Annotated in this window: 23 protein-coding genes and 1 pseudogene; 18 read left to right on the top strand and 6 right to left on the bottom strand. The window is 70.8% G+C overall.

Annotated elements, in window-relative coordinates; genetic code table 11:
- The first annotated feature begins 5 nt into the window (after nucleotides 1-5).
- The 6 genes from ACYVO6_RS41090 to ACYVO6_RS41065 all read left to right on the top strand — a co-directional run bounded on the left by ACYVO6_RS41090 (nucleotide 6) and on the right by ACYVO6_RS41065 (nucleotide 7572).
- On the top strand, nucleotides 6-986 hold the full coding sequence (locus ACYVO6_RS41090; RefSeq protein WP_461070602.1) for an FAD binding domain-containing protein: 981 nt from the start codon (nucleotides 6-8) through the stop codon (nucleotides 984-986).
- Nucleotides 983-3181, top strand: coding sequence for a xanthine dehydrogenase family protein molybdopterin-binding subunit (locus ACYVO6_RS41085; RefSeq protein WP_461070600.1), 2199 nt, complete (start codon nucleotides 983-985; stop codon nucleotides 3179-3181). Before ACYVO6_RS41090 ends, ACYVO6_RS41085 begins: the two co-directional genes overlap by 4 nt.
- Before the next feature lie 94 nt (nucleotides 3182-3275).
- Complete coding sequence (locus ACYVO6_RS41080) at nucleotides 3276-4415, top strand: XdhC family protein (RefSeq protein ID WP_461070598.1); 1140 nt, start codon at nucleotides 3276-3278, stop codon at nucleotides 4413-4415.
- A 117-nt stretch (nucleotides 4416-4532) separates the two neighbouring features.
- On the top strand, nucleotides 4533-5378 hold the full coding sequence (locus ACYVO6_RS41075) for an SDR family oxidoreductase (protein ID WP_461070596.1): 846 nt from the start codon (nucleotides 4533-4535) through the stop codon (nucleotides 5376-5378).
- A gap of 227 nt (nucleotides 5379-5605) precedes the next feature.
- Nucleotides 5606-6685: a PQQ-dependent sugar dehydrogenase gene (locus tag ACYVO6_RS41070; RefSeq protein WP_461070677.1), complete on the top strand. Its 1080-nt coding sequence runs from the start codon at nucleotides 5606-5608 to the stop codon at nucleotides 6683-6685.
- 152 nt (nucleotides 6686-6837) lie between these two features.
- Nucleotides 6838-7572 carry a helix-turn-helix domain-containing protein gene (locus tag ACYVO6_RS41065; RefSeq protein WP_461070675.1) on the top strand — a complete coding sequence of 245 codons (735 nt, stop codon included), beginning with the start codon at nucleotides 6838-6840 and terminating at the stop codon, nucleotides 7570-7572.
- Nucleotides 7573-7743: 171 nt separating this feature from the next.
- On the opposite strand, the gene ACYVO6_RS41060 is transcribed toward ACYVO6_RS41065, so the two are convergent.
- The 3 genes from ACYVO6_RS41060 to ACYVO6_RS41050 all read right to left on the bottom strand — a co-directional run bounded on the left by ACYVO6_RS41060 (nucleotide 7744) and on the right by ACYVO6_RS41050 (nucleotide 10673).
- A complete protein-coding gene (locus ACYVO6_RS41060; RefSeq protein ID WP_461070594.1) occupies nucleotides 7744-8535 on the bottom strand; it encodes an SDR family oxidoreductase in 792 nt (263 codons plus the stop codon).
- 113 nt (nucleotides 8536-8648) lie between these two features.
- A complete protein-coding gene (locus ACYVO6_RS41055; protein ID WP_461070592.1) occupies nucleotides 8649-9485 on the bottom strand; it encodes an SDR family oxidoreductase in 837 nt (278 codons plus the stop codon).
- Nucleotides 9486-9743: 258 nt separating this feature from the next.
- Entirely contained in the window at nucleotides 9744-10673 is a 930-nt protein-coding gene (locus ACYVO6_RS41050) for a helix-turn-helix transcriptional regulator (RefSeq protein ID WP_461070590.1), read from the bottom strand.
- 203 nt (nucleotides 10674-10876) lie between these two features.
- On the opposite strand from ACYVO6_RS41050, the gene ACYVO6_RS41045 reads away from it, so the two are divergent.
- From ACYVO6_RS41045 to ACYVO6_RS41035, 3 genes and pseudogenes are all read left to right on the top strand, one after another.
- Nucleotides 10877-11860: an aldo/keto reductase gene (locus tag ACYVO6_RS41045; protein ID WP_461070673.1), complete on the top strand. Its 984-nt coding sequence runs from the start codon at nucleotides 10877-10879 to the stop codon at nucleotides 11858-11860.
- A 109-nt stretch (nucleotides 11861-11969) separates the two neighbouring features.
- Nucleotides 11970-12497: pseudogene (locus ACYVO6_RS41040) on the top strand (zinc-binding dehydrogenase); the annotation flags it as partial.
- A gap of 25 nt (nucleotides 12498-12522) precedes the next feature.
- Nucleotides 12523-13416 (top strand): aldo/keto reductase, encoded by an 894-nt coding sequence (locus ACYVO6_RS41035; protein ID WP_461070588.1) that lies wholly within the window; start codon nucleotides 12523-12525, stop codon nucleotides 13414-13416.
- An 11-nt stretch (nucleotides 13417-13427) separates the two neighbouring features.
- On the opposite strand, the gene ACYVO6_RS41030 is transcribed toward ACYVO6_RS41035, so the two are convergent.
- Nucleotides 13428-14312 (bottom strand): helix-turn-helix transcriptional regulator, encoded by an 885-nt coding sequence (locus tag ACYVO6_RS41030; RefSeq protein ID WP_461070586.1) that lies wholly within the window; start codon nucleotides 14310-14312, stop codon nucleotides 13428-13430.
- Nucleotides 14313-14498: 186 nt separating this feature from the next.
- On the opposite strand from ACYVO6_RS41030, the gene ACYVO6_RS41025 reads away from it, so the two are divergent.
- From ACYVO6_RS41025 to ACYVO6_RS41005, 5 genes are all read left to right on the top strand, one after another.
- A complete protein-coding gene (locus tag ACYVO6_RS41025) occupies nucleotides 14499-15899 on the top strand; it encodes an MFS transporter (protein WP_461070584.1) in 1401 nt (466 codons plus the stop codon).
- A 34-nt stretch (nucleotides 15900-15933) separates the two neighbouring features.
- The gene (locus ACYVO6_RS41020; RefSeq protein WP_461070582.1) at nucleotides 15934-16332 is read left to right on the top strand and encodes a DUF2255 family protein; all 399 of its coding nucleotides are present in this window, start codon (nucleotides 15934-15936) and stop codon (nucleotides 16330-16332) included.
- An 83-nt stretch (nucleotides 16333-16415) separates the two neighbouring features.
- Nucleotides 16416-17462, top strand: a complete 1047-nt coding sequence (locus ACYVO6_RS41015; protein ID WP_461070580.1) for an NAD(P)-dependent alcohol dehydrogenase — start codon at nucleotides 16416-16418, stop codon at nucleotides 17460-17462.
- Nucleotides 17463-17546: 84 nt separating this feature from the next.
- A complete protein-coding gene (locus ACYVO6_RS41010; RefSeq protein ID WP_461070578.1) occupies nucleotides 17547-18212 on the top strand; it encodes an SDR family NAD(P)-dependent oxidoreductase in 666 nt (221 codons plus the stop codon).
- 28 nt (nucleotides 18213-18240) lie between these two features.
- On the top strand, nucleotides 18241-19827 hold the full coding sequence (locus ACYVO6_RS41005) for a Na+/H+ antiporter (protein ID WP_461070576.1): 1587 nt from the start codon (nucleotides 18241-18243) through the stop codon (nucleotides 19825-19827).
- Nucleotides 19828-19836: 9 nt separating this feature from the next.
- On the opposite strand, the gene ACYVO6_RS41000 is transcribed toward ACYVO6_RS41005, so the two are convergent.
- Together ACYVO6_RS41000 and ACYVO6_RS40995 are read right to left on the bottom strand one after the other, a co-directional pair.
- On the bottom strand, nucleotides 19837-20286 hold the full coding sequence (locus ACYVO6_RS41000) for a hypothetical protein (protein ID WP_461070574.1): 450 nt from the start codon (nucleotides 20284-20286) through the stop codon (nucleotides 19837-19839).
- Between the two features lie 29 nt (nucleotides 20287-20315).
- A complete protein-coding gene (locus tag ACYVO6_RS40995) occupies nucleotides 20316-21233 on the bottom strand; it encodes an FAD:protein FMN transferase (RefSeq protein ID WP_461070572.1) in 918 nt (305 codons plus the stop codon).
- Between the two features lie 196 nt (nucleotides 21234-21429).
- On the opposite strand from ACYVO6_RS40995, the gene ACYVO6_RS40990 reads away from it, so the two are divergent.
- From ACYVO6_RS40990 to ACYVO6_RS40975, 4 genes are all read left to right on the top strand, one after another.
- Entirely contained in the window at nucleotides 21430-22656 is a 1227-nt protein-coding gene (locus ACYVO6_RS40990; RefSeq protein WP_461070570.1) for a low temperature requirement protein A, read from the top strand.
- 151 nt (nucleotides 22657-22807) lie between these two features.
- A complete protein-coding gene (locus ACYVO6_RS40985; protein ID WP_461070568.1) occupies nucleotides 22808-23452 on the top strand; it encodes a (2Fe-2S)-binding protein in 645 nt (214 codons plus the stop codon).
- 13 nt (nucleotides 23453-23465) lie between these two features.
- A complete protein-coding gene (locus ACYVO6_RS40980; protein ID WP_461070566.1) occupies nucleotides 23466-24446 on the top strand; it encodes an FAD binding domain-containing protein in 981 nt (326 codons plus the stop codon).
- Nucleotides 24443-26638, top strand: coding sequence for a xanthine dehydrogenase family protein molybdopterin-binding subunit (locus ACYVO6_RS40975; protein ID WP_461070564.1), 2196 nt, complete (start codon nucleotides 24443-24445; stop codon nucleotides 26636-26638). The genes ACYVO6_RS40980 and ACYVO6_RS40975 overlap by 4 nt, the downstream gene beginning before the upstream one ends.
- Nucleotides 26639-26646 lie beyond the last annotated feature (8 nt).

The raw sequence follows: 26646 nt of genomic DNA, 5'->3' as shown, positions 1-26646 counted from the left end.
CCCCCATGCACCCCTTCTCCTTCACCAAGGCCACCGACACCCGTGAGGCACTCAACACAGGCCGCAGTGGCGGCCGTTACATCGCCGGCGGCACCACCCTGGTCGACCTGATGCGCGAGACCGTCGAACGCCCCGACACGCTCGTCGACATCACCGGTCTGCCGCTGCGCGAGGTCAGGGTCACCGAGCGCGGGGGCCTGCGCATCGGCGCTCTCGTGCGGATGGCCGAGGCCGCCGCCCACCCCAAGGTCCGCACCACCTACCCCGTGATCTCGGAAGCGCTGGAGCTGAGTGCTTCCGCCCAGTTGCGGAACATGGCCACCATCGGCGGGAACATCATGCAGCGCACCCGCTGCACCTACTTCCGTGACGTGAGCGCCGACTGCAACAAGCGCGAGCCCGGCTCGGGCTGCGCGGCGCGGGAAGGCTTCAACCGCACCCACGCGATCCTCGGCACATCGGAGTCCTGCGTGGCCACGCATCCCTCCGATGTGGCGGTGGCGTTCGCGGCGCTGGAGGCGCGGGTGCATCTGCTGGGCCCGGACGGGGAGCGTCATGTCCCCTTCGCCGACTTCCTGCTGAAGCCCGGCAGCACCCCGAATCGTGAACAGGCCCTGCGCCGGGGTGAGTTGATCACCGCCGTGGAGATTCCTGCTCTTCCGCGCCCGCTGAAGTCCGGCTATCTGAAGGTGCGCGACCGGCAGTCGTACGAGTTCGCCCTGACCTCCGCGGCGGTCGCGCTGCACGTACGCGGCGGGGTGATCCGGGATGCGTACGTCGCCGCCGGAGGCGTGGGCACCGTGCCCTGGAAACTGCCCGCCGTCGAGGAACACCTCGTCGGCGAGCGCCCCTCGGACCGGCTGTGGGCCGAGGCCGCGAAGAAGGCCTCCGAAGGGGCCAACCCGCTCCAACACAACCGTTTCAAGGTCGAGTTGCTCCAGCGCACCGTCGAACGCCAGCTGCGCATCATGGGAGGCACCAAGTGAGCCCGCAGCCGCAGGCAGCCGTCGGAGCGCCGCTGTCCCGGGTGGACGGACGGCTCAAGGTCACCGGCAAGGCACAGTACGCCGCCGACTTCGACCCCGACGGCGTTGTGCACGCGGTCTGCGTCGACAGCACCGTCGCCCTCGGACGGATCACCGGCATCGACACCCGCGCCGCCGAAGCCCAGCCCGGCGTACTGACGGTGATCAGCCACCTCAACGCACCCACGCTGGAGTACCGCGACAACCCCGGGGGATACAACCCGCCCGGCAGGCGGCTGCGCGCCTTCCAGGACGACCAGATCTTCTTCCACGGTCAGCCGGTCGCCGTGGTCGTAGCCACCACGCTGGAGGTCGCGCAGCACGCCGCGGACCTGGTGGAAGTCGAGTACGACTCGCGGAAGCCCACGACCGACATGAGCGGCAGCCCGGCCGGTGGCGAGCCCCTGAATTACGCCCGGGGCGACGCGGAGGCGGCGCTGGGCTCCGCGGCCGTACGGATGGAGGCGACGTACCGGCTCGCCCGTAATCACCACAACGCGATGGAGCCGCACGCCACCGTCGCCCGCTGGGACGGCGACCGGCTCACCGTCTGGGACAAGACCCAGTGGGTGCAGGGCACCCGCAACGAACTCGCCGCCGTGTTCGGCATCCCGCAGAACTCGGTGCGGGTCATCTCGCCGTTCGTCGGCGGCGCGTTCGGCAACGCGTCGAGGGTCTGGCCGCAGACCACCATCGCGGCAGTCGCCGCCCGCGAGACGGGACGTCCGGTCAAGCTCGCGCTGACCCGTGAGCAACTCTACTTCCACGTGGGCTACCGACCGACGTACGAGTACCAGGTACAGATGGGCAGCGACCGGCGCGGGCGCGTGACCGCGATGATCCACGACCTGAGGTCGGAGACCTCGCGTTACGAGACGCACGGAGAGCCCATCCTGACGCTCGGGCAGATGCTCTACAACACGCCCAACGTCCGTATGACGCACCGGTCCGTGCCGCTGGACGTGAACACCCCGACCTGGATGCGCGGCCCCGGCTACGCCACCGCCTCCTACGCCGTCGAGTCCGCGATGGACGAGCTCGCGTACGAGGTGGGCGTCGACCCGATCGAGCTGAGGCTGCGCAACGAACCGGAGGAGGACCCGTCCGACGGGCTGCCGTTCTCCACCCGACGGCTGCGCGAGTGCCTCGCCACCGGGGCCCGCGAGTTCGGCTGGAACCGCCGTGATCCCCGGCCGCGTTCCACCCGTGACGGCGACTTGCTGATCGGCATGGGTATGGCCGCCGGCGCCTACCACACCCGGCGGGACCCGGCCGAGGCCTTGGTCCGGCTGGACGCCGACGGCACCGCGCTGGTGCAGTCCGCGGCCAGTGACATGGGTCCGGGTACGTACACCTCGATGACCCAGGTCGCGGCCGACGCCCTCGGCCTGACGATGCGCAACGTGACCTTCCGGCTCGGCGACTCCCTCATGCCACCGGCCCCTCTGCAGGGCGGTTCGAAGACCATGGCCAGCGTCGGCTCCGCCGTTCAGGACGGTTGCGACAAGCTGCGGCGGCAGGCGATCACGCTGGCCGTCGAGGACGAGGGATCGCCGCTGTACGGCGTCGACGCCGCCGATGTCGTCGTACGGGGTGGTCGGCTGCACGTGAGGAACAACCCCGCGCGCGGGGAGACTTATCGGCAGCTCCTGGCCCGCAACAACCGCACCCGCCTCGAAGCGAACGGGTCCTACGCGCCCGGCGAAGAAGTGGAACGGTTCTCCACCCATGCCTACGCGGCGACGTTCGCCGAGGTCGCCGTGGACGCCCGGCTGGGCCTGGTCCGGGTGCGGCGCATGCTCGGCGTCTACGACGTGGGCCGGATCATCAGCCCCAAGCTCGCCGACAGCCAGGCACTCGGCGCCATGGTCGGCGGCATCGGCACAGCCCTGCTCGAGCACACGGTCACCGACCACCGCGACGGCCGGATCGTCAACGCCAACCTCGCCGACTACCTCGTCCCCGTCAACGCCGACATCCCCGACCTGCGAGCCATCTACCTCGAAGGGGAGGATGCCGAGGCCGACCCGCTCGGCGTCAAGGGCCTCGGAGAGGTCGTACAGGTCGGCGTGGCACCCGCCGTGGCCAACGCCGTGTTCCACGCCACCGGGCGCCGGGTCCGCGAACTGCCCATCACCGCCGAGGCGATGCTCTGAGCCTCGGCCCGATACGAGCCCCCGGGCGGCCGGTTTCGTGGTGAGACGGCCGCCCGGGGTGCTCCCCGATCCGTTGTCCCTCACGGAGACCTCCATGCTGAACATCGCGGACACGCTGGACGACTGGTGCCGCGCGGCCCGTCCCTTCGCTCTCGCCACCGTCGTCCAAGTCAGCGGCAGCGCACCCCTGCAGCCCGGCACCGCGCTCGCCGTGGACGCGGATGGCAATGCGGTCGGCAGCGTCTCCGGAGGCTGCGTGGAGGGAGCCGTCTACGAACTGTGCCGCCAGGTCCTGACCGACTCCGGCGCCCCCGCACGGGCCCGGTTCGGCTACTCCGACGACGACGCCTTCGCCGTGGGCCTGACCTGCGGCGGCGAGATCGACGTACTGGTGCAGCGGGTGGACCCTGTCGACCAGCACCACCTCGCCGTCGCCTTCGACGAGGTACGGCGAGGCCAACCCGCCGCCGTGGCACAGGTGGTGGACGGGCCGGACGAACTCCTCGGCCGCAGCCTGTGTGTTCTCGGTGACGGCAGTGCGTACGACGGATCCCTGGGCGGTGCGCGTGAGGACCGGGCGGTGGCGGCCCAGGCTCGCGCTCTGCTGCGGGCGGGACGCACCGGGCTGGTCGAGGTCGGCGGGGACGCCGACACCTGCCCAGAGAAGTTGTCCGTGCTCGTCCACACCCATGCGTCCCGTCCTCGCATGCTGGTCTTCGGCGCGGTCGACTTCGCGGCCGCCCTCAGTCAGGCCGGGGGCTTCCTGGGCTACCGGGTCACCGTGTGCGACGCCCGCCCGGTCTTCGCCACCGCCTCCCGCTTCCCGTACGCCGACGAGGTGGTCGTCGACTGGCCGCACCGTTACCTGGCAAGCACCGAGGTGGACGCCCGTACCGCCGTATGCGTGCTCACCCACGACGCCAAGTTCGACATCCCGCTCCTGCGCCTGGCGCTGAGCCTGCCCGTCGGTTACGTGGGTGCAATGGGCTCACGGCGTACGCATGACCACCGCCTGGGTCTGCTGCGGGAGGCGGGCGTACCCGAGACGCACCTGGCCCGTCTCCACTCACCGATCGGCCTGGACCTCGGTGCCCGCACCCCCGAGGAGACGGCCGTCTCCATCACCGCGGAAATCATCGCCCATGCCCACACCGGCACCGGTCTGCCTCTCTCCCACGGCACCGGTCCCATCCACGAGCCCATTGCCGCGAGGGGTGCCCTGGCAGGTCACTGAACACCGCTACAGGGCACAGCCCGGTCTGCCACATCGCGGCGCCGCGAAGCAGGCTGAATGCTCGTAGGAGATCCCTTCCTCGGCAAAGCCCCCTTTTTAGATCACAGGAGACAGACGATGGACAAGGACGTAGCGGTCATCATCGGCGCGGGCGGCATCGGCCTGGCGATCGCCCGGCGTGTGGGCATCGGCCGCATCGTGCTGCTCGCCGACTACAGCGAGAAGGCGCTGGGCGTCGCCGCCGAGCAGCTTCGCGGCGCGGGCCACGACGTGTCCACCCACGTCGTCGACGTGTCCCAGCCCGACGCGGTGGCTGCCCTCGCCGACGCGGCCGCGGAGCTGGGCCCCGTCACGCAGGTCGTGCACAGCGCCGGCGTCTCGCCCGTACAGGGCACCACGGAACAGGTCCTGCACGTCGACCTGCTTGGCACCGCGCTGGTCCTCGACGAGTTCGCCCGCGTCATCGCGCCCGGCGGTGCCGGCGTCGTCATCTCCAGCATGGCCGGGCATATGGCCGGCGCGTACCCGTACGACACCGAGCACGCGCTGGCGAGCACCCCCGCCACTGAGCTGCTCGCCCTGCCGTTCCTGGCCCCCGAGAAGGTGGGCGACTCCGGCGCTGCCTACGCCCTGTCCAAGCGGGGCAACGCGCTGCGCGTGCAGGCCGCCGCCGTCGAGTGGGGCAAGCACGGCGCCCGCATCAACTGCATCAGCCCCGGCATCATCTCCACCCCTCTGGCCCAGGACGAGATGTCCGGCCCCGGTGGCGAGGGGTACCGGCAGATGATCGAGACGTCGGCGGCCGGACGCATCGGCACCCCCGACGACGTCGCCGAGGCGGCGGCCTTCCTGCTCGGGAGCCAGGCAGGCTTCATCACCGGGTCCGACCTTCTGGCCGACGGCGGTGTGATCGCGGCGCTGCGGGCTGCGCAGGTGTGGCCCGTGGGCCGGGCGCAGGCCTGACGCACCTGACGCACCGTCGGCACTGGGCCTGCGCGAGCGCGGGTCCGCCCGGATCAGCAACCAACCGTGGCACCCGCAGGGGCGGGGCGCGCGTTGCGCCCGCCCAGCCCGCCCCATTCCACCGCTCCCTGAGCCGCACCACCATCCGCGCCATCGAGAGGAACCTCGCCGTGCCCCGTCCCACTCCGAAAACGCCCTGGGCCGCGGCCTGCGCCGCCGCTGTACTGATGCTCGCGGGCTGCACATCGGGGAGCTCGGGCGGCGAGGAGGACCCCGCTTCGTCCGCCGGGACGGACAACGCGGGCTCGGGTTCCTCACGCGTGCGAGTCCTGCGGACCGTGACGCAGGAACTGAACACCCCCTGGGGCATGGCCGCGCTGCCGGACGGCGACCTGCTGGTCTCCTCCCGAGACGACGGCACGATCACCCGTGTCGACGCGGCCAACGGCCGGAAGACCGAGGCCGGCACCGTGCAGGGAGCGCAGGACCTGCCGGGCGAGGGCGGCCTGCTCGGGCTCGCCGTCTCCCCGGACTTCGCCTCCGACCGCCTGGTGTACGCCTACCTCACAACGGCCTCGGACAACCGCATCGTCCGCATGCGGTACGACACCTCGCGCCCGCAAGGTGAGCAACTGAGCCGTCCGGAGACGGTGTTGGAGTCAATTCCCACCGGGACGTACCACAACGGCGGCCGGATCACCTTCGGCCCGGACGGCATGCTCTATGCCAGCACCGGCGAGACGTGGGACAAGCCGATCGCCCAGGACCGGGACTCGCTCGGAGGCAAGATCCTGCGCATGACCCCCGAGGGCCGGCCCGCTCGCGGCAACCCCGAGCCCGACTCACTCGTGTACTCCTCCGGCCACCGCAACCCGCAGGGCCTGGCCTTCGACGACGACGGGCGGCTCTGGGCATCGGAGTTCGGCCAGGACAACTGGGACGAGCTGAACCTGATCCGGCCCGGCCGCAACTACGGCTGGCCGGAGGTCGAGGGCAGAAGCGACCGGGCGGGCTTCACCAATCCAGTGGCGCAGTGGACTCCCGCCGAGGCCTCACCCAGCGGCATCGCCTACGCCGAGGACGCGATCTGGATGGCAAGCCTGCGGGGCGAACGCCTGTGGCGCATCCCGCTGGACGGCTCCAGGGCCGCGGGCGAGCCGTCAGCCGCACTTGAGGGCTCGTACGGCAGGCTGCGCACGGTGGTTGCGGCGGGCGGCGACAGGGTGTGGCTGGTCACCAGCAACACGGACGGCAAGGGCTCGCCGGAGGACAGCGACGACCGGATCCTGCTGCTCCGGGTGTCCTGACGGCCCACCAGGGCGGGCACATCGGGTCCGCTCCCCGACCGGCCAGATCAGCCGAGACCTGTTGCGCGCCTCAGGCGACAGACGTGCAGTCGCTGGATACGGATGTCACTCGTCCCTAGTGGAGTACGCGCAGGTTCAGCCGGAGTCCTGACATCCCGGAAACGGCCATCTCCGGCCTGCGGCGCGAGGAAGTGGCACTGCTCTCAGGGATCAGCGTGGGCTACTACGACCGCATCGAGCAAGGGCGTGCCCGGGCATCCACGCCAATCCTGGCACGCATCGCACAGGCCCTGCGGCTGGACCACGAACAGCGCGCGCACCTCTTCGAACTCACCGGAAAAGCAGGCACGTGTTCCGGTGAAAGCGCCGCGCCGACGGTGAAACCTCAGCTGCGGTGGATGCTGGACGACCTCACCACGGCTCCCGCCCTCGTCATGGGGCGCCGTACGGACATTCTGGCGTGGAACGAACGGGCCGCCGCGCTCTTCATCGACTTCGAGCAACTGCCCTCGAAGGAACGGAACTTCGCCCGGCTGGTGTTCACCGATCCTGCGATGCGCACGCTGTACCGGGACTGGGCGGACATCGCCCGCGCCGTAGTGGCCCGCCTGCGAGGGGAGGCGGCGCGCCGGCCGGACGACCCGCGTCTGGCCCTGCTCGTGGGTGAACTGTCGGTGCGCGACGAGGACTTCCGGCGGTGGTGGGCGGACGACCGCGTGACGGGAAAGTGGACCGGCGCCCAGCACCTGCATCACCCCACCGTCGGCGACCTCACCCTTCGGTGGGACGCGCTCACCGGCACCGCCGACCGCGATCAGCAGCTTGTCGTGTGGATGGCCGAGCCCGGCACGCCGTCCCATGACGCGCTCCGGCTCCTCGGTCTGTGAACCGCGGACGACGCGGAGCGGCTGACGCCGGACAGCGCACGGTGACGCCGGTGTTCAGGGCTGGCGGGGCGGGTGTCAGCCCTCCGTTCCGGCACTCCGAACAGCCCCTCTTACTGAGGAATCCCAGCGGTGCCAGGGGCTGAAGTTCTCGTCGTGCCCGGCAGCGGGCCGTCAGGCGCCGGCGAGTGCCCTGATGGCTTCGAGGTCGTCGCGGACCCTCTGCGGCTCCTTCTCCAGCGGCATGTTGGCCTCGTCCCGGGCAGCGTCCAGAGCGCCGGGCGCGTCCTGGTCCAGTGCGGCGAACAGCGGGCCCATGTCGCTGGGGGCCGGGCCCTGTTCTGCGACCAGTTCGAAGGTGCGGCGCTCCGCCTCGGGGGCGGTGAGGGCCGCCACCAGGACCTGGGCGATCTGCGCGCGGGAGATGACGCCGTCGGCGGGACTGCTGGAGCGCCGCGTATCCCCCTGGAGGAATACGGGGCGGTGCTGGTCGGGGCCGTTCATGTCGAACCAGCCCGGCCGCACGATCGTGTACGGGAGGCCGCTGGCGCGGACCAGGCGCTCGGAGCGGCGCTTCCAGTCGAGCAGGTGGCCGTAGATGGGATTGCGTGAGGTGAGGCCGATGGAGGTCATCAGCGCGATACGGGGCCGCTGACCGTCGAGAGCCACCAGGATGTTGCGGACTCCGGCGTAGTCGACGCTCTCCGGCGAGGAGTGGGCGGTGCCGTCGGATCCGAGGGTCAGCACGATGGCGTCGACGCCGACGACGGCCTTGGACAGGGTCTCGGGCCGGGTGACGTCGGCGACGGCGATCTGTGCCTCGCCGGGGAGCTGTCGGCCGGCTTTGGCGGCGTCACGTACCAGTGCGCGGGTGGTGTGCCCGCGGGCAATCGACTCGGCCACGACGAGCCGTCCGATGCTGCCCGTCGCGCCGACGACCAGTACGGTCATGGGTGCGGTCGTCATGATTCCTCCGTCTGCTGAGCTGGTGCGGGGTGTGGTTGGTGTGGGGGTGTTCCGCGTCCTGCGCGGATAAATGGGTCAGACGAAGGAGCTCTGTCCGGGCTCCTGGTCCGCCGTCAGGGGATCGTCAGTTCCCCGGCGCGCAGTGCGGCGGTCACGCCGCCGTCCATGAGGAGGTCCGCGCCGGTGATGAAACCGGCCTGGCGACCGAGGAGGAAGGCTGCGGTGTCGGCGACCTCGTCGGAGGTGCCGAAGCGTCCGGCGGCCGACACCTTGCGGACCTGTTCGAACCACTCGCCGCGGGGTCCGGACAGTTCGTCCAGCGCCAGTGGCGTGATGATGACGCCGGGGCTGACGGCGTTGACGCGAGCTCCGCGCTTGCCCCAGGCCACGGCGGCGGTCTGCACCCGCAGCGAGTTGGCCCGCTTGGAGAGCGCGTAGGCGTGGACGGTGGAACCCACTTGGTCGGGCTGGAGGAACGGCAGCGCGAGCAGCTGCGAGGTCTCGGTGGTGGCCAGCGCGCGCTCGATCTCCGGCGCGTAGGGGCTCTCCCGGTGCCCGGCCATGCTGGCGATCACGAGGCCGGCGCCACCGGGGGCGATGACCCGGGCGAACGCGTCCAGGACGAACGCGGTGCCCAGCAGGTCGACGTGCAGGATCCGCTCGATGGTGGCCTGGGTGGGAGAGACACCGGCGGTGTGCACCACCTGGGTCACCGGCCCGAGAGCGGCGGCCGCGTCGGCGAGCGCCTCGACCGCACCCTGCTCGAAGACATCGGTGACGCGGGTCGTCACGTCGTACCCCTCGCCGCTCAGTCGTTCGGCGGCGGTGGCCGCCTGCTCACTGTGGTCGGCGAGCAGAACGGTCCGCCCGGCACCGACACGGCGAGCGATCGCGAGGCCGATGCTGCCGGAGCCGATGACGACGACTACTTCTTGCGTATTCCTGCTCATGACTCCACGTTTCCCTTGGGCCTTCATGGCGGCTGACCGGCGCCGGAACCCTTGCCTGGCGCCGTTCCGGGTGAGGCCGCAGGCCACGCAGGTGGTGACAGGACCTCTGAGCCGTGCCAACCGCTCCTGCGGCACCTGAGTCCAGCCTGCGGAAGGGCGGACCAAGATGGCAGGCCGCGCTGTGCCGGGGAGCGCCGTTCGGGGGAGCGACAGGGCCCCCCACAGTGATCGCCGGCGCCCTCCCCCACAGCGTTTCTCTCAGGACGCAGAGGAGGCGGCGTCCGAGGAGGTGTCGCGTGGTGCTGTGCGTGTGGCGGGCTCCTGGCCGAGCAGGTCCAACAGGGCCACGGCGTCGTGCTCCGGGGTGGCGGGTTCGGCGTAATAGGCGACCAGACGGTGGCCGGGTGTGCCTTCCAGGAGGAGGGACTGATAGCCGAGGGTGAGGTCGCCGACCTCGGGGTGGTGGAAGGTCTTGCGGCCCTGTGCGCGGCCCTTGACGTCGTAGCGCTCCCACAGGCGCGCGAAGTCCGGGCTCTTGAGCAGGAGTTCGCCCACGAGCTGGGCCAGGTCGGGGGCGTCGGGGTCGGTGCCGGCCAGCGCCCGCAGGCGCGCCACGCAGCCGCGGACCTGGTGGTGCCAGTCCTCGAACAGGTCGCGCGCGGCGGGGTGCAGGAAGACGTAGCGCGCGATGTTGCGCTGCTTCGCCGGCCACTCCTCGATCCCCGCTAGCAGCCGCAGGCCCGCGGGGTTGGTTGCCAGGATGTCGTTGCTGCGGCTGACCACGTAGGCCGGGCCGGGGCGCAGGTTCTCCAGCAGGAGCTTTACGCCGGGCCGCACCGTACGGCTGGGCGCGGCTGGGGGTGCCCCCTCTGGGGGAGGTTCCGGCGCCGAGCGCGCGGCTACGGTCGCGAGACTGCGCAGGTGCTCGTGCTCCTCCTCTCCCAGCTGCAGGGCACGGGCCAGCGCGTCCACGACGGACGGGCTCGGCCGGGTTTCCTTGCCCCGCTCCAGGCGGGCGTAGTAATCGATGCTGATACCGGCCAGGGTGGCCAGCTCCTCACGGCGCAGCCCAGGCGTACGACGCACCCCGGAGCCCGCTGCCAGGCCGACGTCCTCGGGCGTCACCCGGGCCCGGCGGGCACGCAGGAAGCGTCCCAGCTCGGTGCCGTTGTGCTGCTCACTCTTCATACCGTTCAGTCTGCTGGCCCCACGGCCGCTCTGGCATATGCGTGGGGGGCCCTGTCACACCCCGGAACGCCACTCCCCGGCACAGCGCGGCCTGCCACCGGGCGCCCGTGACCGTCACGCTGGAGAAAGCTGAAGATCAATTTCCTGTGATCTCCGGTACCGGCGACACCGACCCGGCGGGCACCCGCCACACGGAGCACACCATGAAGCACACCAAGCTGGGCAGCCTGGACGTCTCCCGGATCGGCATGGGCGCCATGCCGATCAACGCCCTCTACACGGGCGCCAACGCGGACAACGAGGAAGGCATCCGCGCCATCCACCGAGCCCTCGACCTGGGCGTCACCCTCATCGACACGGCCGAGGCGTACGGCCCGTTCCTCAACGAGGAGCTGGTGGGCAAGGCTCTGAAGGACCGCCGTGACCAGGTCGTCCTGGCGACGAAGTTCGGTTTCGTCTCGCACACGGGGCGTGACGCCGGTCTCGACAGCAGCCCGGAGAACGTGAAGCTCGCGGTGGAGGGCTCCCTCAAGCGACTGGGCACCGACTACGTCGACCTGCTCTACCAGCACCGCGTCGACCCCACCGTGCCGATCGAGGAGACCGTCGGTGCCATGGCCGAACTGGTCACCGAGGGCAAGGTCCGTGCGCTCGGCCTGTCCGAGGCCGGCCCCGGCACCATCCGCCGCGCCCACGCCACCCACCCCCTCGCCGCCGTGCAGACCGAGTACTCCCTGTGGTTCCGCGAGCCGGAGCAGGAGATCTTCCCCGTCACGCGCGAGCTGGGCATCGGCTTCGTGCCGTGGGCCCCGCTCGGACACGGCTTCCTCGCCAACGGCTTCCGTACGACCGACTGGTTCGACCCCGAGGTCGACCTGCGCGCGACCATGCCGCGCTTCAACGACCCCGCGCTCTTCCGGCAGAACCTGCGCGTCGCCGACGAGGTCAAGGCCATCGCCGACGAGGCCGGCGTCACGCCGGGCCAGCTGTGCCTGGCGTGGCTGCTCGCCCAGGGCGACGACATCGTCCCGATCCCCGGCACCCGGCGTGTGGCCCACGTCGAGGAGAACACCGCGGCCCACGGCATCGAGCTGCCCGCTGCCGTGCTGAGCAGGCTCGACCGGCTCACCCCGGCCATCGGTGACCGCCTCGGCAAGGACCACATGGACATGATCGACCACAACTGACCCGGGCCCGCCGAGAGCACGGTCATCAAAGGAGCACCACCCATGGCGGAGGAACCGACTCCCGCCCAGAAACTGATCGGCGACTTCGCGCCGAAGCTCGTCGAGCAAGTCCGTCACCGTGATCGGTGACGGCGCGGTCGGACTGTGCGCGGTGCTGGCCGCCAAGCGGCTCGGGGCCGAGGAGATCATCCTCATGGGCCGCCACAAGGACCGCACCGACCTCGGCCGGGACTTCGGCGCCACCGATGTCGTCCCCGAGCGCGGCGAAGAAGGCGTCGAGCGCGTGAGGGAGCTGACCGGAGGCGACGGCACCCACGCGGTCGTCGAGGCCGTCGGCACCGAACAGACCATGGACAACGCGCTCGGCATCGTCCGCCACGGCGGTGTCGTCAGCCGCCTCGGCGTCGCCCAGTACTCCTCCATCCCGCTGGGCTTCGACGCGATGATGGGCAACCTCACCGTCACCGGCGGCGCCGCCCCCGCCCGCGCCTACATCGAGGAACTGCTGCCCGACATCCTCGACGGCTCGGTCGAGCCGGGCCGGGTCTTCAACCACACCGTCAGCATCGATGGCATCCCCGACGGCTACCGCGCGATGGCCGACCGCACAGCGCTGAAGGTCCTCGTCCAGCCGTGAACCACCCCCGCACCGAAGGAACATCATGACCACACCCGCACCCCTGCTGAAGCTCAACAACGGCGTCGAGATGCCCGCCCTCGGCCTCGGTGTCTACCAGAGCCCGCCGGAGGAGACCGTTCCGGCCGTCGAGGCCGCCCTCAAGGACGGCTACCGCCTGATCGACACCGCAGCCGCCTACGGCAACGAGACGAAGGTCGGCGAGGGCATCCGTCGCTCCGGCGTCGACCGCGACGACGTCTTCGTCACCACCAAGCTGTGGCTGGACGACTACGGCTACGACTCCGCCCTGCGCGCCTTCGACACCAGCCTCGCCAACCTCGGCCTGGAGTACCTGGACCTGTACCTTCTGCACCAGCCGGTCCCGCTGGAGCCGGAGCCGTGGGTGGCCGCGTACAAGGCCGCCGAGAAGCTGCTGGCCGACGGACGGGTGCGGGCGATCGGCGTCTCCAACCACACACCCGGGCTGCTGCGCACGCTCATGGACAGCACCGAGGTGGTGCCCGCCGTCAACCAGGTCGAGCTGCACCCGTACTTCATCCAGCGCGAACTGCGCGAGGTGCACGAGAAGTTGGGCATCACCACCCAGGCGTGGTCGCCGATCGGCGGCATCACCCGCTACTGGCAACACGCCCCGAACGGCGGCCGAAGCGCCCTGGAGGAGCCAGTCGTCACCGATCTCGCCGCCAAGTACGGCAAGACGGCGGCCCAGGTGGTGCTGCGCTGGCACATCGAGCACGGCCTGTGCGCGATCCCGAAGTCGGTCAAGGCCCACCGCATCGCGGAGAACTTCGACGTCTTCGACTTCTCCCTCACTCCGGAAGAGGTCACCGCGATCGACGCCCTCGACACCGGACTGCGCAGCGGCCCCGACCCGGAGAGCATCCGGCTCGACACCTTCGGCCGCCGCACTCGCTGAACACGGGCCCGCTACGAGGACGTCGGCGACTTCTCGGCCACGGCCATGTCTAGCAGGACCAGCCTGTCGTGGTCAGGGGTGCCCGGTTCGGCGAAGTAGGCGATGAACCGCTGGCCGGGCGTTCCCTCGATCTGCATCGACTGGTAGCCGGGCGTGATGTCACCGACCTCGGGGTGGTGGAAGGTCTTGCTGCCGTGGGTGTGCCAGCGCACGTCGTAGCGCTCCCACAGGTCGGCGAACTCCTCGCTCTTGGAGTGGAGTTCACCGACCAGCTCGGCCAGGTCCGGCGCGTCCGGCTCGATGCCGGCCAGGGCGCGCAGGCGGCCCACACAGGCGCGGATCTGCTCGTCCCAGTCACTGAAGAGTGTCTGCGCCTGCGGATGGAGGAAGACGTAGCGCACCACATTCCGCTGGCTCTCGGGCCAGTCGCCCATGCCCGCGAACAGCCGCAGCCCGCTCGGGTTGCAGGCGATGATGTCCATCGTCCGGCTGACCACGTACGCCGGGCAGGGCCGCTGGTTGTCCAGGAGCAAGTGCACACCGGAGCGTACGGACCGGCCCGCCTCGCCCGGGGGCGCCGCCACGGTGCTGCGCGCGGCGCAGGCGACGAGGTCGCGCAGGTGCTCGTGCTCGGCCTTGTCCAGTCGCAGGGCACGGGCGAGGGCGTCGACGACGGACGGGCTGGGGTTGGTCTCCTTGCCGCGTTCCAGGCGCGAGTAGTAGTCGATGCTGACTCCCGCCAGGGTGGCCAGCTCCTCGCGGCGCAGGCCGGGGGTGCGGCGCAGGCCGGGACCGATCGGCACCCCCGCTTCCTCCGGGGTCACCCGGGTGCGGTGGGCGCGCAGGAAGCGTCCCAGTTCACTGCCGTTGCTGCCGCCCTGTTGCTCACGTGCCATGCGCCCAGTGTGGCAGGCCACCTGTTGCAAGTCTGTGCCCGGGACGAGCAGAACGTGGGGGGCCCTGTCACACCCCGGAACACCGCTCCCCGGCACAACACGGCCTGCCGCCGCTCGCGCGGGCCGAGCAGGCTGGACCCCGCCAGGGAAAACCATCTGTCCACCGCGCTCACAGGAGAGACATCCGTGTCCAGTCCCGTCGCGTCCACCCGGTCATCGGCCGGCACCGAGAACAGCCGTGCAGACGGTACCGGCGCCCGCTGGGCGCTGGCGGCCGCGCTGCTCGGCTTCTTCGTGATGACGCTCGACGCCCTGATCGTCAACGTCGCGCTGCCCGAGATCGGCCGAGACTTCGACAGCGGCATCACCGGGCTGCAGTGGGTGGTCGACGGCTACACGCTGATGTTCGCCGCACTGCTCCTGTCGGCGGGGTCCGTGACCGACCGGATCGGCGCGCGACAGGCGTTCGGGGCGGGGCTCGTGGTGTTCACCGCCGCCTCGGCGGCCTGCGGCTTCGCACCGAACCTGGGTGTGCTGGTCGTGGCCCGGCTGGTGCAGGGTGCGGGCGCCGCGGTGATCGTGCCGGCCTCGCTGGCGCTGATCCGCGAGGCGTTCCCCGACTCCGCGCAGCGGGCGCGGGCGATCTCGGTGTGGGCGATGGGCGGCTCGGTGGGTGCCGCGGCGGGCCCGGTACTGGGCGGCGTGCTCAGTGAGATCAGCTGGCGGATGATCTTCTTCGTCAACCTGCCGGTGGGCGTGCTGGCCCTGTTTCTGCTGGCCCACACTCTCCGCTCCCCGCGCCGCGCGGACACCCCGTTCGACTGGACCGGCCAGCTCACCGCGGTGGCGGCCATGGGCGGTCTGACGTACGCCGCGATCGAGGCCGGCGCGGTCGGGCTGACCGCTCCCCGGGTCCTGGTGGCATTGCTGGTCGCCGTGGTCGCGGGCGCGGCCTTCCTCATGGCGCAGGCCCGTGGCCAGAACCCGATGGTGCCGCTGCCGCTGCTCCGCGAGCGCACGATGGCGATCTCAGCGTCGATCGGCTTCGCCCTCAACGTCGGCTTCTACGGCATGATCTTCCTGCTCAGCCTGTACCTCCAGCAGGAGCACGGCCTGTCGCCGCTGGCCACCGGGCTGGCCTTCCTGCCGATGACCCTGCTGACCGCCTTCGTCAGCCCCACGGCCGCCTGGTGCGCCCGGAAGTTCGGCCCGCGCATGCCCATCATCACCGGGCAGCTCGCCATGACGGCGGGCCTCGTACTGCTCTGTGTCCCGCAGGCGTCGGCGCCCACCTGGCTGATGGTGCTGCTGATGATCCCGGTCGGCACGGGCGGCGGCCTCGCCGTACCGGCCGTGACCTCACTCCTCCTCGACCGCGTCCCGGCCGAGCGCGCCGGCACCGCCAGCGGCGTCCTGAACACCGCCCGCCAGATCGGCGGCGCCCTGGCCGTGGCCGTGTTCGGCGCCCTGGTGGCCCAGCACGCGACCTTCTTCCACGGACTGCGCACCAGCCTGCTGACCGCCGCCGGCTTGGTCCTCCTCACCACCGCGGCCAGCCTGCTGCTCAGGCCCGCCCCGCAGCGGTGACCACCCGCTGAACATCACGCAAGGAGCACCACCCATGACCACCACCACGACCTGGACGGACGACGAACTCGACCGCATCGAGCACGCCGAGGAACTGGACATCGCGTCCCTGCACTCCAGCGGCACGCTGAGCAGTTGGCGCACCATCTGGGTGGTCCGCGTCGGCGACGAGATCTACGTCCGGTCCGTCCACGGGCCCGGCTCCGACTGGTACCGCGGCACTCGCGGCCGCCACGAGGGTTGCATCGAGGCCGGGGGTGTCACCAAGGACGTCGCCTTCCTCGACCTCGCCGACGAGACCGACGCAGACGAGATCAACGAAGTCGTCGACGCCGCCTACCGCCGCAAGTACGGGCACTACGCCCCGTCCATCATCCAGGCCATCACCAGCGACACGGCGAGCTCCACGACCATGCGGCTCGACCCCCGCTGAATTAACGGCCTCCCGCAGACTCCGGCGACCGGCTCCGGCCGCGCCGCCGGTCATCAAGAAAACCCAACCCCCACAGGAGAACTGTGCTTACCGCAAACGCGTACGCCGCCACGTCCGCGACCGAACCGCTCTCCCCGATGATGATCGAGCGGCGCGAGGTCGGCCCGCGTGACGTCCTTATCGACATCAAGTACTGCGGCATCTGCCACTCCGACATCCACCACGCCCGCAGTGAGTGGGGCGAGCAGGTCTACCCGGTCGTGCCCGGCCACGAGATCGCCGGTGTGGTCGCCGAGATCGGCTCCGAGGTCACCAAGTACGCCGTCGGCGACAAGGTCGGCGTCGGCTGCCTGGTCGACTCCTGCCGCGAGTGTGACTACTGCCAGGCTGGGCGCGAGCAGTTCTGCGTCAAGGATGGCGGCACCCTCACCTTCGGCGACACCGACAAGTACGGCCAGTTCACGCAGGGCGGCTACTCCACGCGCATGACGGTGGACCAGGACTTCGTCCTGAAGCTGCCCGACAGCGTGGACCTGGCCAACGCGGCCCCGCTGCTGTGCGCCGGCATCACCACCTACTCGCCGCTCAAGCGCTTCGGCGCCGGTCCCGGCAAGAAGGTCGCCGTCATCGGCTTCGGCGGGCTCGGCCATATGGCCGTCAAGTTCGCCAACGCCCTGGGCGCCGAGGTCACTGTGCTCTCGCAGTCGCTCAAGAAGCAGGATGACGGCAAGAAGCTCGGCGCCGACCACTACTACGCCACGAGCGACCCGGAGACCTTCGAGAAGCTGGCCGGCACGTTCGACCTCATCATCAACACGGTCAGCGCCAAGATCGACTTGGACGCCTTCCTCGGCCTGCTGGCCGTCGATGGTGCCCTGGTCAACGTCGGCGCCCCGGCCGAGCCGCTGTCGGTCAACGTCTTCTCCCTGCTGATGAAGGGCCGCACCTTCGCCGGCTCCCTCATCGGCGGGCTGCCGGAGACCCAGGAGATGCTCGACTTCGCCGGCGAGCACGGCATCGGCGCCGAGGTCGAGGTCATCGGCGCCGAACAGATCAACGAGGCGTACGACCGCGTCCTCGCCTCCGACGTCCGCTACCGCTTCGTCATCGACACCACGACGCTGGCCTGAACCACGGCCCGCGCCTGAAAGCACCCGTACGGGGGCTGTTCCCCCGACGCCCCCGTACGGGGCCCTCCCGGAAACGGACACTCCATGACCACCATCGCCATCGTCGGAGCGGGACCCGGCCTCGGCGCCGCTGTCGCCCGCCGCTTCGGCCGCGAGGGCCACGAGGTCGCGCTCATCGCCCGCGATCAGGCCAGGCTCGACGCCCTCGCCGCCAACCTGGCCGACGAGGACGTCACGGCGCGCGGCTTCTCCGCCGACGTGCACGACACCAAGTCCCTCCAGGCCGCGCTGGATGCGGCGCACACCACACTCGGGCCGATCGAGATCCTGCAGTACAGCCCCGTTCCCCGTGCCGACTTCATGCAGCCGGTGCTTCGGACCACAGCCGCGGACCTGACCGGGCCCGTCGAGTTCTCCGTCTACGGGCCGGTCACCGCCGTACAGCATGTGCTGCCCGACATGCGCGCCCTCGGCCGCGGCACGATCCTGTTCGTCAACGGCGGCACCGCGGCGATCCCGCACCCCGACCGGGCGGGCACGTCCATCGCGTTCGCCGCCGAGAGCGCATACGGTCATCTGCTGCACGACACGCTCGCCGCCGAGGGCATCCACGTCGGCCAGCTGATCATTCCCGGTGCGATCATCCCGGGGCACCACCGGAAGGACCCTGCCGTGCTGGCGGACACGCTGTGGTCCCTGCACGTCGACCGCCACGGCTTCCGTCGCTACGCCGACGACCTCGATTCCTGAACATCCCTGAACCGACGGGAAAGACACCGTGCTTGGCCTCGAACTCATCGTGGTCCTGGGCCTTGCCCTCCTGCTCGGGGAAGGCATCGGCCACCGACTGCGCATCGCACCGCCCGTGCTGCTGCTCGTCATCGGCGCGCTGCTGGGCTTCGTCCCGGCGCTGCGTGAGGTCCACATGCCGCCTGAGGCCGTGCTGCTGCTGTTCCTGCCGGCGCTGCTGTACTGGGAGAGCCTGACGACCTCGCTCCGCCAGATCCGCAGCGACCTGCGCGGCATCGTCCTGATGGGCACCACCCTGGTGATCGTCACAGCGGGTGCCGTCGCTGTCGTAGCCCATGCGCTGGGGTTGGACTGGGGCCCGGCCTGGGTGCTGGGCGCCGCGGTCGCCCCTACTGACGCCACCGCCGTCGGTGTCCTCGCCAAGTCCCTGCCCCGCCGCAACGTCACCCTGCTGCGTGCCGAGAGCCTGATCAACGACGGCACCGCGCTCGTGGTCTACGGCCTCGCGGTGGGCATCACGGTCGGCGAGGAACATCTGACGTTCCCCCACGTCACGTGGCTGTTCCTGGTCTCTTACATCGGCGGTGCCGCCGCCGGCGCGCTCACGGCCTGGCTCGGCATCCAGGTGCGCCGCCGCTTCCACGATCCGCTGATGGGCAACGTGGCGGTCGTCATCACACCGTTCACGGCGTTCCTCCTGGCCGAGCTGATCCATGCCTCGGGGGTCCTCGCCGTCGTCGTGGCCGGGCTGATCATGAGTCAGGCGTCCCCCCGACTGGTCGGGGCTGCGACGCGTCGCCAGGGCGAGGAGTTCTGGACTCTGTCGACCTTCGTCCTCAACGGCGCCCTGTTCGTCCTGGTCGGTCTTGAGGCGCAGTCAGCCGTGCGCGGTCTGCACGGGAACGACCTCACCCATGCGCTGATCGCGGTCGGCGCCGTCTCGGCCGTGCTCGTGGGAGCACGGTTTGCCTTCCTGTTCACGGCGGTCCATCTGATCCGCCTGGTCGACCGCCGCCCGCAGCAGCGGCTGCGCCGGATGAACTACCGCGCCCGTGTGGTCAGTTCCCTGTCCGGTTTCCGCGGTGCCGTGTCCCTGGCGGTGGCACTGTCGGTGCCGACCGCGCTGGACTCGGGCGCGCCGTTCCCGGACCGCGACACGATCGTCTTCGTCACTTCGGGCGTCATCGTTACCACGCTGGTGGTGCAGGGCCTGCTGCTTCCCGTGGTGGTCCGCTGGGCCCGCCTGCCCCGCGACACCTCGGTCGACGAGGAGCTGTTCCTCGCGGAGACCACCGCCACGGAGGAGGCCCTCAAGTCGCTTCCCCAGGTGGCCGAGGAACTCGGCACCGACGCGGCCGTCACGGAGCGCATGCGCCACGAGTACGAGACCCACCTGCAGGTTCTGCGAGCGAGCGGCGGAGAGGCCGACGACGAGGAGGCGCTGCGCCACGACCGGCACTACACCGCGCTGCGCCTCGAACTCCTCGCCCACAAACGCGCCACCGTCCTGCGGCTGCGCGACGAGCACGAGATCGACGACACCGTGCTGCGCCAGGTCCAGCGGCGCCTCGACATCGAGGAGGTACGACTGTCCCGGCAGCAGTCGGCCGAGTGACCCTCCCGGTCACCGTGCCGCCTGGGCCCTGATCTGGTCGAGGGCGTCGTTGAACCCGTCGGGCGTGCCGCTGGAGCCCGCCAGCCGGGAGACGCGCACCTCGTCGATGTTCCGGCCGACGACGACGTCCGGGACGGCCTCGGCGAAACGTTCCTGGTAGTCGAGCGAGGTGGGGATCGTGGCGTTCGGGGTCACCTCGGCATCGGTGATGACATCGTCGTCGAGGGTGACCGTCACGTCGATGCTGGAGGGCAGGCCCCCGTACCACCCTGTCGCACGGTACGTGCCGTCGGCGTAGCCGGAGTTCCGGGCGGACACCGACGGGGACGAGGAGGCCGTGGCCCGCCGCGTGCCCGCCCCGTCCTGGTCCTCGTCCGCGGCGGAGCAGCCGCCGACGGCCGCGGAGACGGAGGCTCCGAGCAGCGTCGCGGTCGCGATCTTCCTGTGCAGGGCTGACATGGCTCGTCGTGCTCCTTCGGTTGCGCTGGTCATGCTGTCTGCTGCTGCGCCCGGCGGCCCGTGAACACTTCACCGGGGAAGTCCCGCGACACCTCGACATGCCTGTCGGCGTGCATCCGCACGTACGCGAAGGGGAAGTCGTGGGCGAGCGTGTGTCCTTCGGTGAAGAACAGCGCGGTCGCCAGTCCGTCGGCGACCGCGGCCTCGTCGGCGACGGCCCACGTGGCGACGACGCCCCTGACCGGCCGACCCGTGCGGGCATCGACCACGTGATGCAGCCCTTCGCCCCAGGCGCGCCGGTTGACCGCTGACGCGCACAGCGCCCGGCCCTTCAGATCCGCCACTCCGATGACGAGCCGCGGATCGAATGGGTGCTCAAGACCGACCCGGATGGTCGGCCCGCCCTCGTGCCGTAGATCGCCGCCGCCGTCCACGACGAACCGCTCAATGCCGGCGCCTCGCAGGACGTCCGCGACCAGATCGACGAGGTAGCCCTTCCCGGCCGCGCCGACGTCGATCACGAGCGGACGCCGGGTGACGACGAGCGCGCCGTCCCGGACGACATCGGCGGCCCAGGTCTCCTGGCCCCGGGCGCTCTCCTGGGCCCGGATCGTCGCCGGAGCGGGCGTGAGCGAGTAAGCGGGGTCGTATCCGAGCAGCTCCAGATCGCGGCCCACGAGGGGATCGACGGCGCCCGAAGTGGCCGCGGCAAGACGGTCGTACAGGTCGAACAGGGCCAGGGAATCGTCCGGGAACTCGAACCGGCCGCCGTGCGGTGCGGCGGCGATCCGGGAGACCAGTGAGTCCGGCCGGAATCGGGAGTACGTGGCGTCGAACCGGCGGATCCGCTCCAGGACGTCCGCGCGGACGCCCTCGGTGAGGGGCTCGTCCGTCTCGATGCTCCACCGGGTGCCGATGGCGTCGAAGGTGACGCGTTGCACAGCCACTGTCCGTACCTCTCACCCGTCTGAAGGCCGGGCTCGGGCCTTTGGCGTCCACGGTGCCGCGCACGGCCGGTGCGAGGGAGACCGTGTGGTGCCGGGGAGCGCCGTTCCAGGGTGTGGCAGGGCCTGTCTCACGCCGCTCATCTGCGCTATCCATCAGACGGTGCTCGCGACGGGCATGGGAGAAAGGGCACGGCCAGTGAGGAACACAGGCAGTGCGGAGCACGCTCCGCAGGCCGGGGCACGCACCGTACTGGTCGGCAGTCGGGTGACCACGTTCGAGCTCTTCTTCGACCTCGTGTACGTCATCACCCTCACCCGCGTCACCCAGTACATGGCCCAGGAGCACAGCGGTCTCGGCGTGCTCCACGGCGTGCTGCTTCTGGCTCTGGTCTGGTTCTCGTGGTCCGCGTACGCCTGGCTGGGCAACCAGGCCCGGGCCGACCTCAGCGTCGTACGGCTGGGGATGACACTCGCCATGGCCGGGGTCTTCGTGATCGCGCTGACCGTCCCGGAGGCGTGGGACGACTCCCCAGGTGGGTTGTACGGGCCGCTGGTGCTGCCCTGTGCCTACCTGCTCGTGCGCAGCGTGCACCTCGTCATCTACGCGCACCTGGCGCGCGGCGACCGGGGGCTGCTGCGGCAGATCGCCGTGTCGTGGCCGCCGGTGCTGACCGGCTCCGCCCTTCTCATCGTCGGCGCGGCGATCGGCGGCCGATGGCAGACGACGCTGTATGCGGCGGCGATCGTGGTGGACTGGGGCGGCGTCTACCTCACGTCGCGGCGGGGCAGTTGGCGCATCCACAGCGCGCCGTACTTCACCGAGCGGCATCAGCTGTTCGTCATCATCGCGATCGGCGAGTCACTCATCGCCATGGCCGCCGGCGCCACGGACCGTCCGATCGGCGTGCCTCTGCTGGCAGCCGGCGTTCTGGGCGTGGCGGCGGCAGCGGGCCTGTGGTGGCTGTACTTCGACGTGGTGAGCCTGCTGGTGGAGCACCGGCTGGTCGAGACACGGGGGCGGGCCCGCCTCAGCCTGGCGGTCAACGCCTACGGCTACGCCCACTTCCCCATCGCGGCGGGCATCGTGCTGACCGCGCTCGGCGTCGAGGGCGTCGTGGCCTACGCCGACAGCGGCAAGGGACTGGGCGGCTTCTACGCCGGCGTACTGTGCGGCGGAGCCGCCACGTATCTCGCCGGTCTGCTGCTCTTCGGCCGTATCTCCGCCGGGGTGTGGGGCCCGTTCCGCCTGGCCGCTCTGTGCCTGCTGCTCGCCTGGCTCCCGGCGGCGGTCGTGCTGCCGCCGCTGGCCGGGCTGTCCGGCGTCGTGGTGCTGCTGGCCGCAGTGGCCGCCTGCGAGACCTGGTGGTACGCGGAACTGCGCCGGAGCGTGCGCCCGGAACAGGGGTCAAACGCCCCAGTCTGACAGTGCCGTGCCCCGTGGGACAGATGGGAGAGGGGCTCTGTCATACCCCGGCTCACCGCTCCCCGGCATGGCACGGCCTGTCACATGTCCACCGGGCCCAGCATGCTGCAGCAAGACCGCAATCTCCCCCCCCCCCATCGAGAGAGTGGGCATGACTGCCGAGCCCTCCGCATCAGATGTGTTTCCCCCCACCCAGCCCCCGTCCGCACCGACTCGCCGGACCTTCATCGCGACGACCTCCGTGGCCGGCGGTGTCCTCGCGGCGGGCGGTCTGGCCGCAGGTACGTCGCTGCTCGGTGCCGAGGCGGCCGCGGCCGCCTCGGCACCACCCGGCAGCCGTGTCACCTTGACCGTCAACGGCCGTCGGCACACCGTCATGGTGGACAACCGGACGTCGCTGCTCGACCTGATACGCGAGCACCTGGGATTGACCGGCTCCAAGAAGGGCTGCAACGCCGGTGCCTGCGGTGCCTGCACGGTCCTGGTCGACGGACGCCGGGTCAACTCCTGCCTGACGCTCGCGATTCGCCTGAACGGCGCTGTGGTCACCACGATCGAGGGCCTGGCCAACGGCGACGAACTGCACCCGCTCCAGCAGGCGTTCATCGACCAGGACGCCTTCCAGTGCGGCTACTGCACCCCGGGCCAGATCATGTCCGGCGTCGGCTGCATCCAGGAGGGCCACACTGGCTCCGAGGACGAGATCCGGGAGTGGATGAGCGGCAACATCTGCCGCTGCGGCTGTTACGTGAAGATCGTGCGCGCGGTCGAGCAGACCGCCGCCGACGGGAAGTAAGGGGCCACCCGCCATGTATCCCTTCACGTATACGAAGGCCGCCGACACCCGCGAGGCACTCGGCGCCGGGCAACGCGGCGGACGCTACATCGCCGGCGGCACCACCCTGGTCGACCTCATGCGGGAGACCGTCGAGCGTCCCGGCACGCTGGTCGACATCGGCGGACTGCCGTTGCGCGAGGTCAGAGTCACCGAGCGCGGCGGCCTGCGCATCGGCGCGCTAGTGACGATGGCCGAAGCCGCCACGCACCCCAAGGTCCGCATCGCCTACCCCGTCGTCTCCCAGGCACTGGAGCTGAGCGCCTCCGCCCAGCTGCGGAACATGGCGACGATCGGCGGCAACATCATGCAGCGCACCCGGTGCACGTACTTCCGCGACGTCACGGCCGCCTGCAACAAGCGTGAGCCCGGCTCGGGTTGCGCCGCGCTGGAGGGCTTCAACCGCACCCACGCCATCCTCGGCACCTCCGACTCCTGCGTGGCCACCCACCCCTCCGACGTCGCCGTGGCCTTCGCGGCACTGGAGGCGCGGGTGCACCTCCTCGGCCCGGACGGCGAGCGCACCGTCCCCTTCACCGACTTCCTGCTCAAGCCGGGAAGCACCCCGAACCGCGAACAAGCGCTGCGACAAGGCGAGTTGATCACCGCCGTCGAGATCCCGGCCCACGCGCGGCCGCTCGCGTCCGGCTACCTGAAGGTCCGGGACCGGCAGTCCTACGAGTTCGCGCTGACCTCGGCGGCCGTCGCACTGCACATCCGCCGCGGGGTGATCCGCCAGGCGAAGGTCGCCGCCGGAGGCGTGGGCACCGTGCCCTGGAAGCTGCCTGCCGTCGAGCAAGCCCTCATCGGTGAGCGGCCCTCAGGCCGGCTCTGGGCCGAGGCCGCCGGCCACGCGGCGGACGGCGCCCGCCCGCTCCAGCACAACCGCTTCAAGGTCGAGCTGCTCAAACGCACCGTCGAACGCCAGCTGCGCATCGTAGGAGACATCACATGAGCCCCCAGCCGCAGGCAGCAGTCGGCGCGCCGCTCTCCCGCGTGGACGGGCGGCTGAAGGTGACCGGCCAGGCGAAGTACGCCGCCGATCAGGAGCCCGAGGGAGTGGTGCACGCCGTCGTGGTCGACAGCGGCGTCGCCCGTGGCCGGATCGCCGGCATCGACACCCGCGCCGCCGAAGCCCAGCAGGGCGTACTGAAGGTGATCCACCACCGCAACGCCCCCAAGCTGCCCTACCGGGACAACCCGGGCTCGCTGAACCTTCCGGGTGAGCGGCTGCGCGTCTTTCAGGACGACCAGGTCCGCTTCCACGGCCAGCCGGTCGCCGTCGTCGTGGCCGCCACCTTGGAAGCCGCCCAGCACGCGGCGAGCCTGGTGAGCATCGACTACGACAGCGAGCGGCCCGCCACCGACCTCTCCGAAGCACCGGCGGCAGGCGAGCCCAGGACCTACGCGCGCGGCGACGCGGAGGCGGCCCTGCGATCCGCTCCCGTACGGCTGGAGATGACGTATCGGCCGGCCCGCAACCACCACAACGCGATGGAGCTCCACGCCACCATCGCCCGCTGGGACGGCGACCGGCTGACGCTGTGGGACAAGACCCAGTGGGTGCGGAGCCCCCGTGACGAACTCGCCGCGAACTTCGGCATTCCGGCGGAGAACATCCGTGTCATCTCCCCCTTCGTCGGCGGCGCGTTCGGCAACGCCGCGCGGGCCTGGCCGCACATCACCATCGCGGCCCTCGCCGCCCGCGAGACGGGACGCCCGGTCAAGCTCGTCCTGACACGCAGGCAGCTCTACTTCGGAGTGGGCTACCGGCCGTCGTACGAGTACACGGTGCGCCTCGGCAGCGACCGCCGAGGCCGGCTCACCGCCATGACCCACGACCTGCGCGCCGAGACGTCGAGGTACGAGACGTTCGCCGAGCGCGGCGTCATCGCTCCGGGCCAGATGCTGTACACCACGCCCAACGTCAGCCAGACACACCGTACGGTGCCGCTGGACGTGAACACCCCGACCCCGATGCGCGGCCCCGGCTACACCACCGCCGCCTTCGCCGTCGAGAGCGCCATGGACGAGCTCGCCCACGAACTCGGCATCGACCCCATCGAGCTGCGGCAGCGCAACGAACCCGACAGCGACCAGTCCAACGGGCGGCCGTTCTCCACCCGGCGGCTGCGCGAGTGCTACACCATCGGCGCCCGCGAGTTCGGCTGGAGCCGTCGCGACCCCAGGCCCCGCTCGACCCGCGACGGCGACTGGCTGATCGGCACCGGCATGGCGACCGCGCTCTACGACACCCTACGGGGCGCGGGCCAGGCCCGGGTGCGGCTGGACGCCGACGGCACCGCGCTGATCGAGTCCGCGACCAGCGACATGGGCCCCGGCACCTACACCTCCATGACCCAGGTCGCCGCCGACGCCCTCGGCCTCGCGGTCCGCAACGTGACCTTCCGGCTCGGCGACACCGCCATGCCCGAGGCCCCGATCCACGGCGGCTCGCAGACCATGGCCAGCGTGGGAACCATCGTCCAGGACGGTTGTGACAAGCTGCGCCGGCAGGCGGTCGAACTCGCCGTCCAGGACTCGCGATCACCGTTGTACGGCATCGACGCGGAGGACGTGGTGGTGCGCGGCGGCCGGATGCATGTGCGGGACAACCCCGCCCGCGGGGAGACGTACCGGCAGCTACTCACCCGCAACGACCGTGCTCACCTGGAGGCGATGGGCTCCTGGACCCCGGGGCAGTCCCGGTCCTCCATGTACGCCTACGGGGCGGTGTTCGCCGAGGTCGGCGTGGACGCCCGACTGGGCCTGGTGCGAGTACGGCGAATGCTCGGCGTCTTCGACGCGGGCCGCATCATCAGCCCCAAGCTCGCCGACAGCCAGGCCCTGGGCGCCATGGTCGGCGGCATCGGCACGGCCCTGCTGGAACACACGGTCACCGACCACCGCGACGGCCGGATCGTCAACGCCAACCTCGCCGACTACCTGGTCCCGGTCAACGCCGACGTCCCCGACATGAAGGCGATCTACGTCGACGGGCGCGACGACGAGGCCGACCCCATCGGCGTCAAGGGCCTCGGCGAGGTCGTCCTGGTCGGTGTGGCGCCCGCCCTCGCCAACGCCGTCTTCCACGCCACGGGCCGACGGGTGCGCGAGCTGCCCATCACCGCCGAGTCCCTGCTGTGACCAGCGTC

Source organism: Streptomyces pseudoechinosporeus (assembly GCF_054783935.1).
This window is presented reverse-complemented; position numbering and strand designations above follow the sequence as displayed.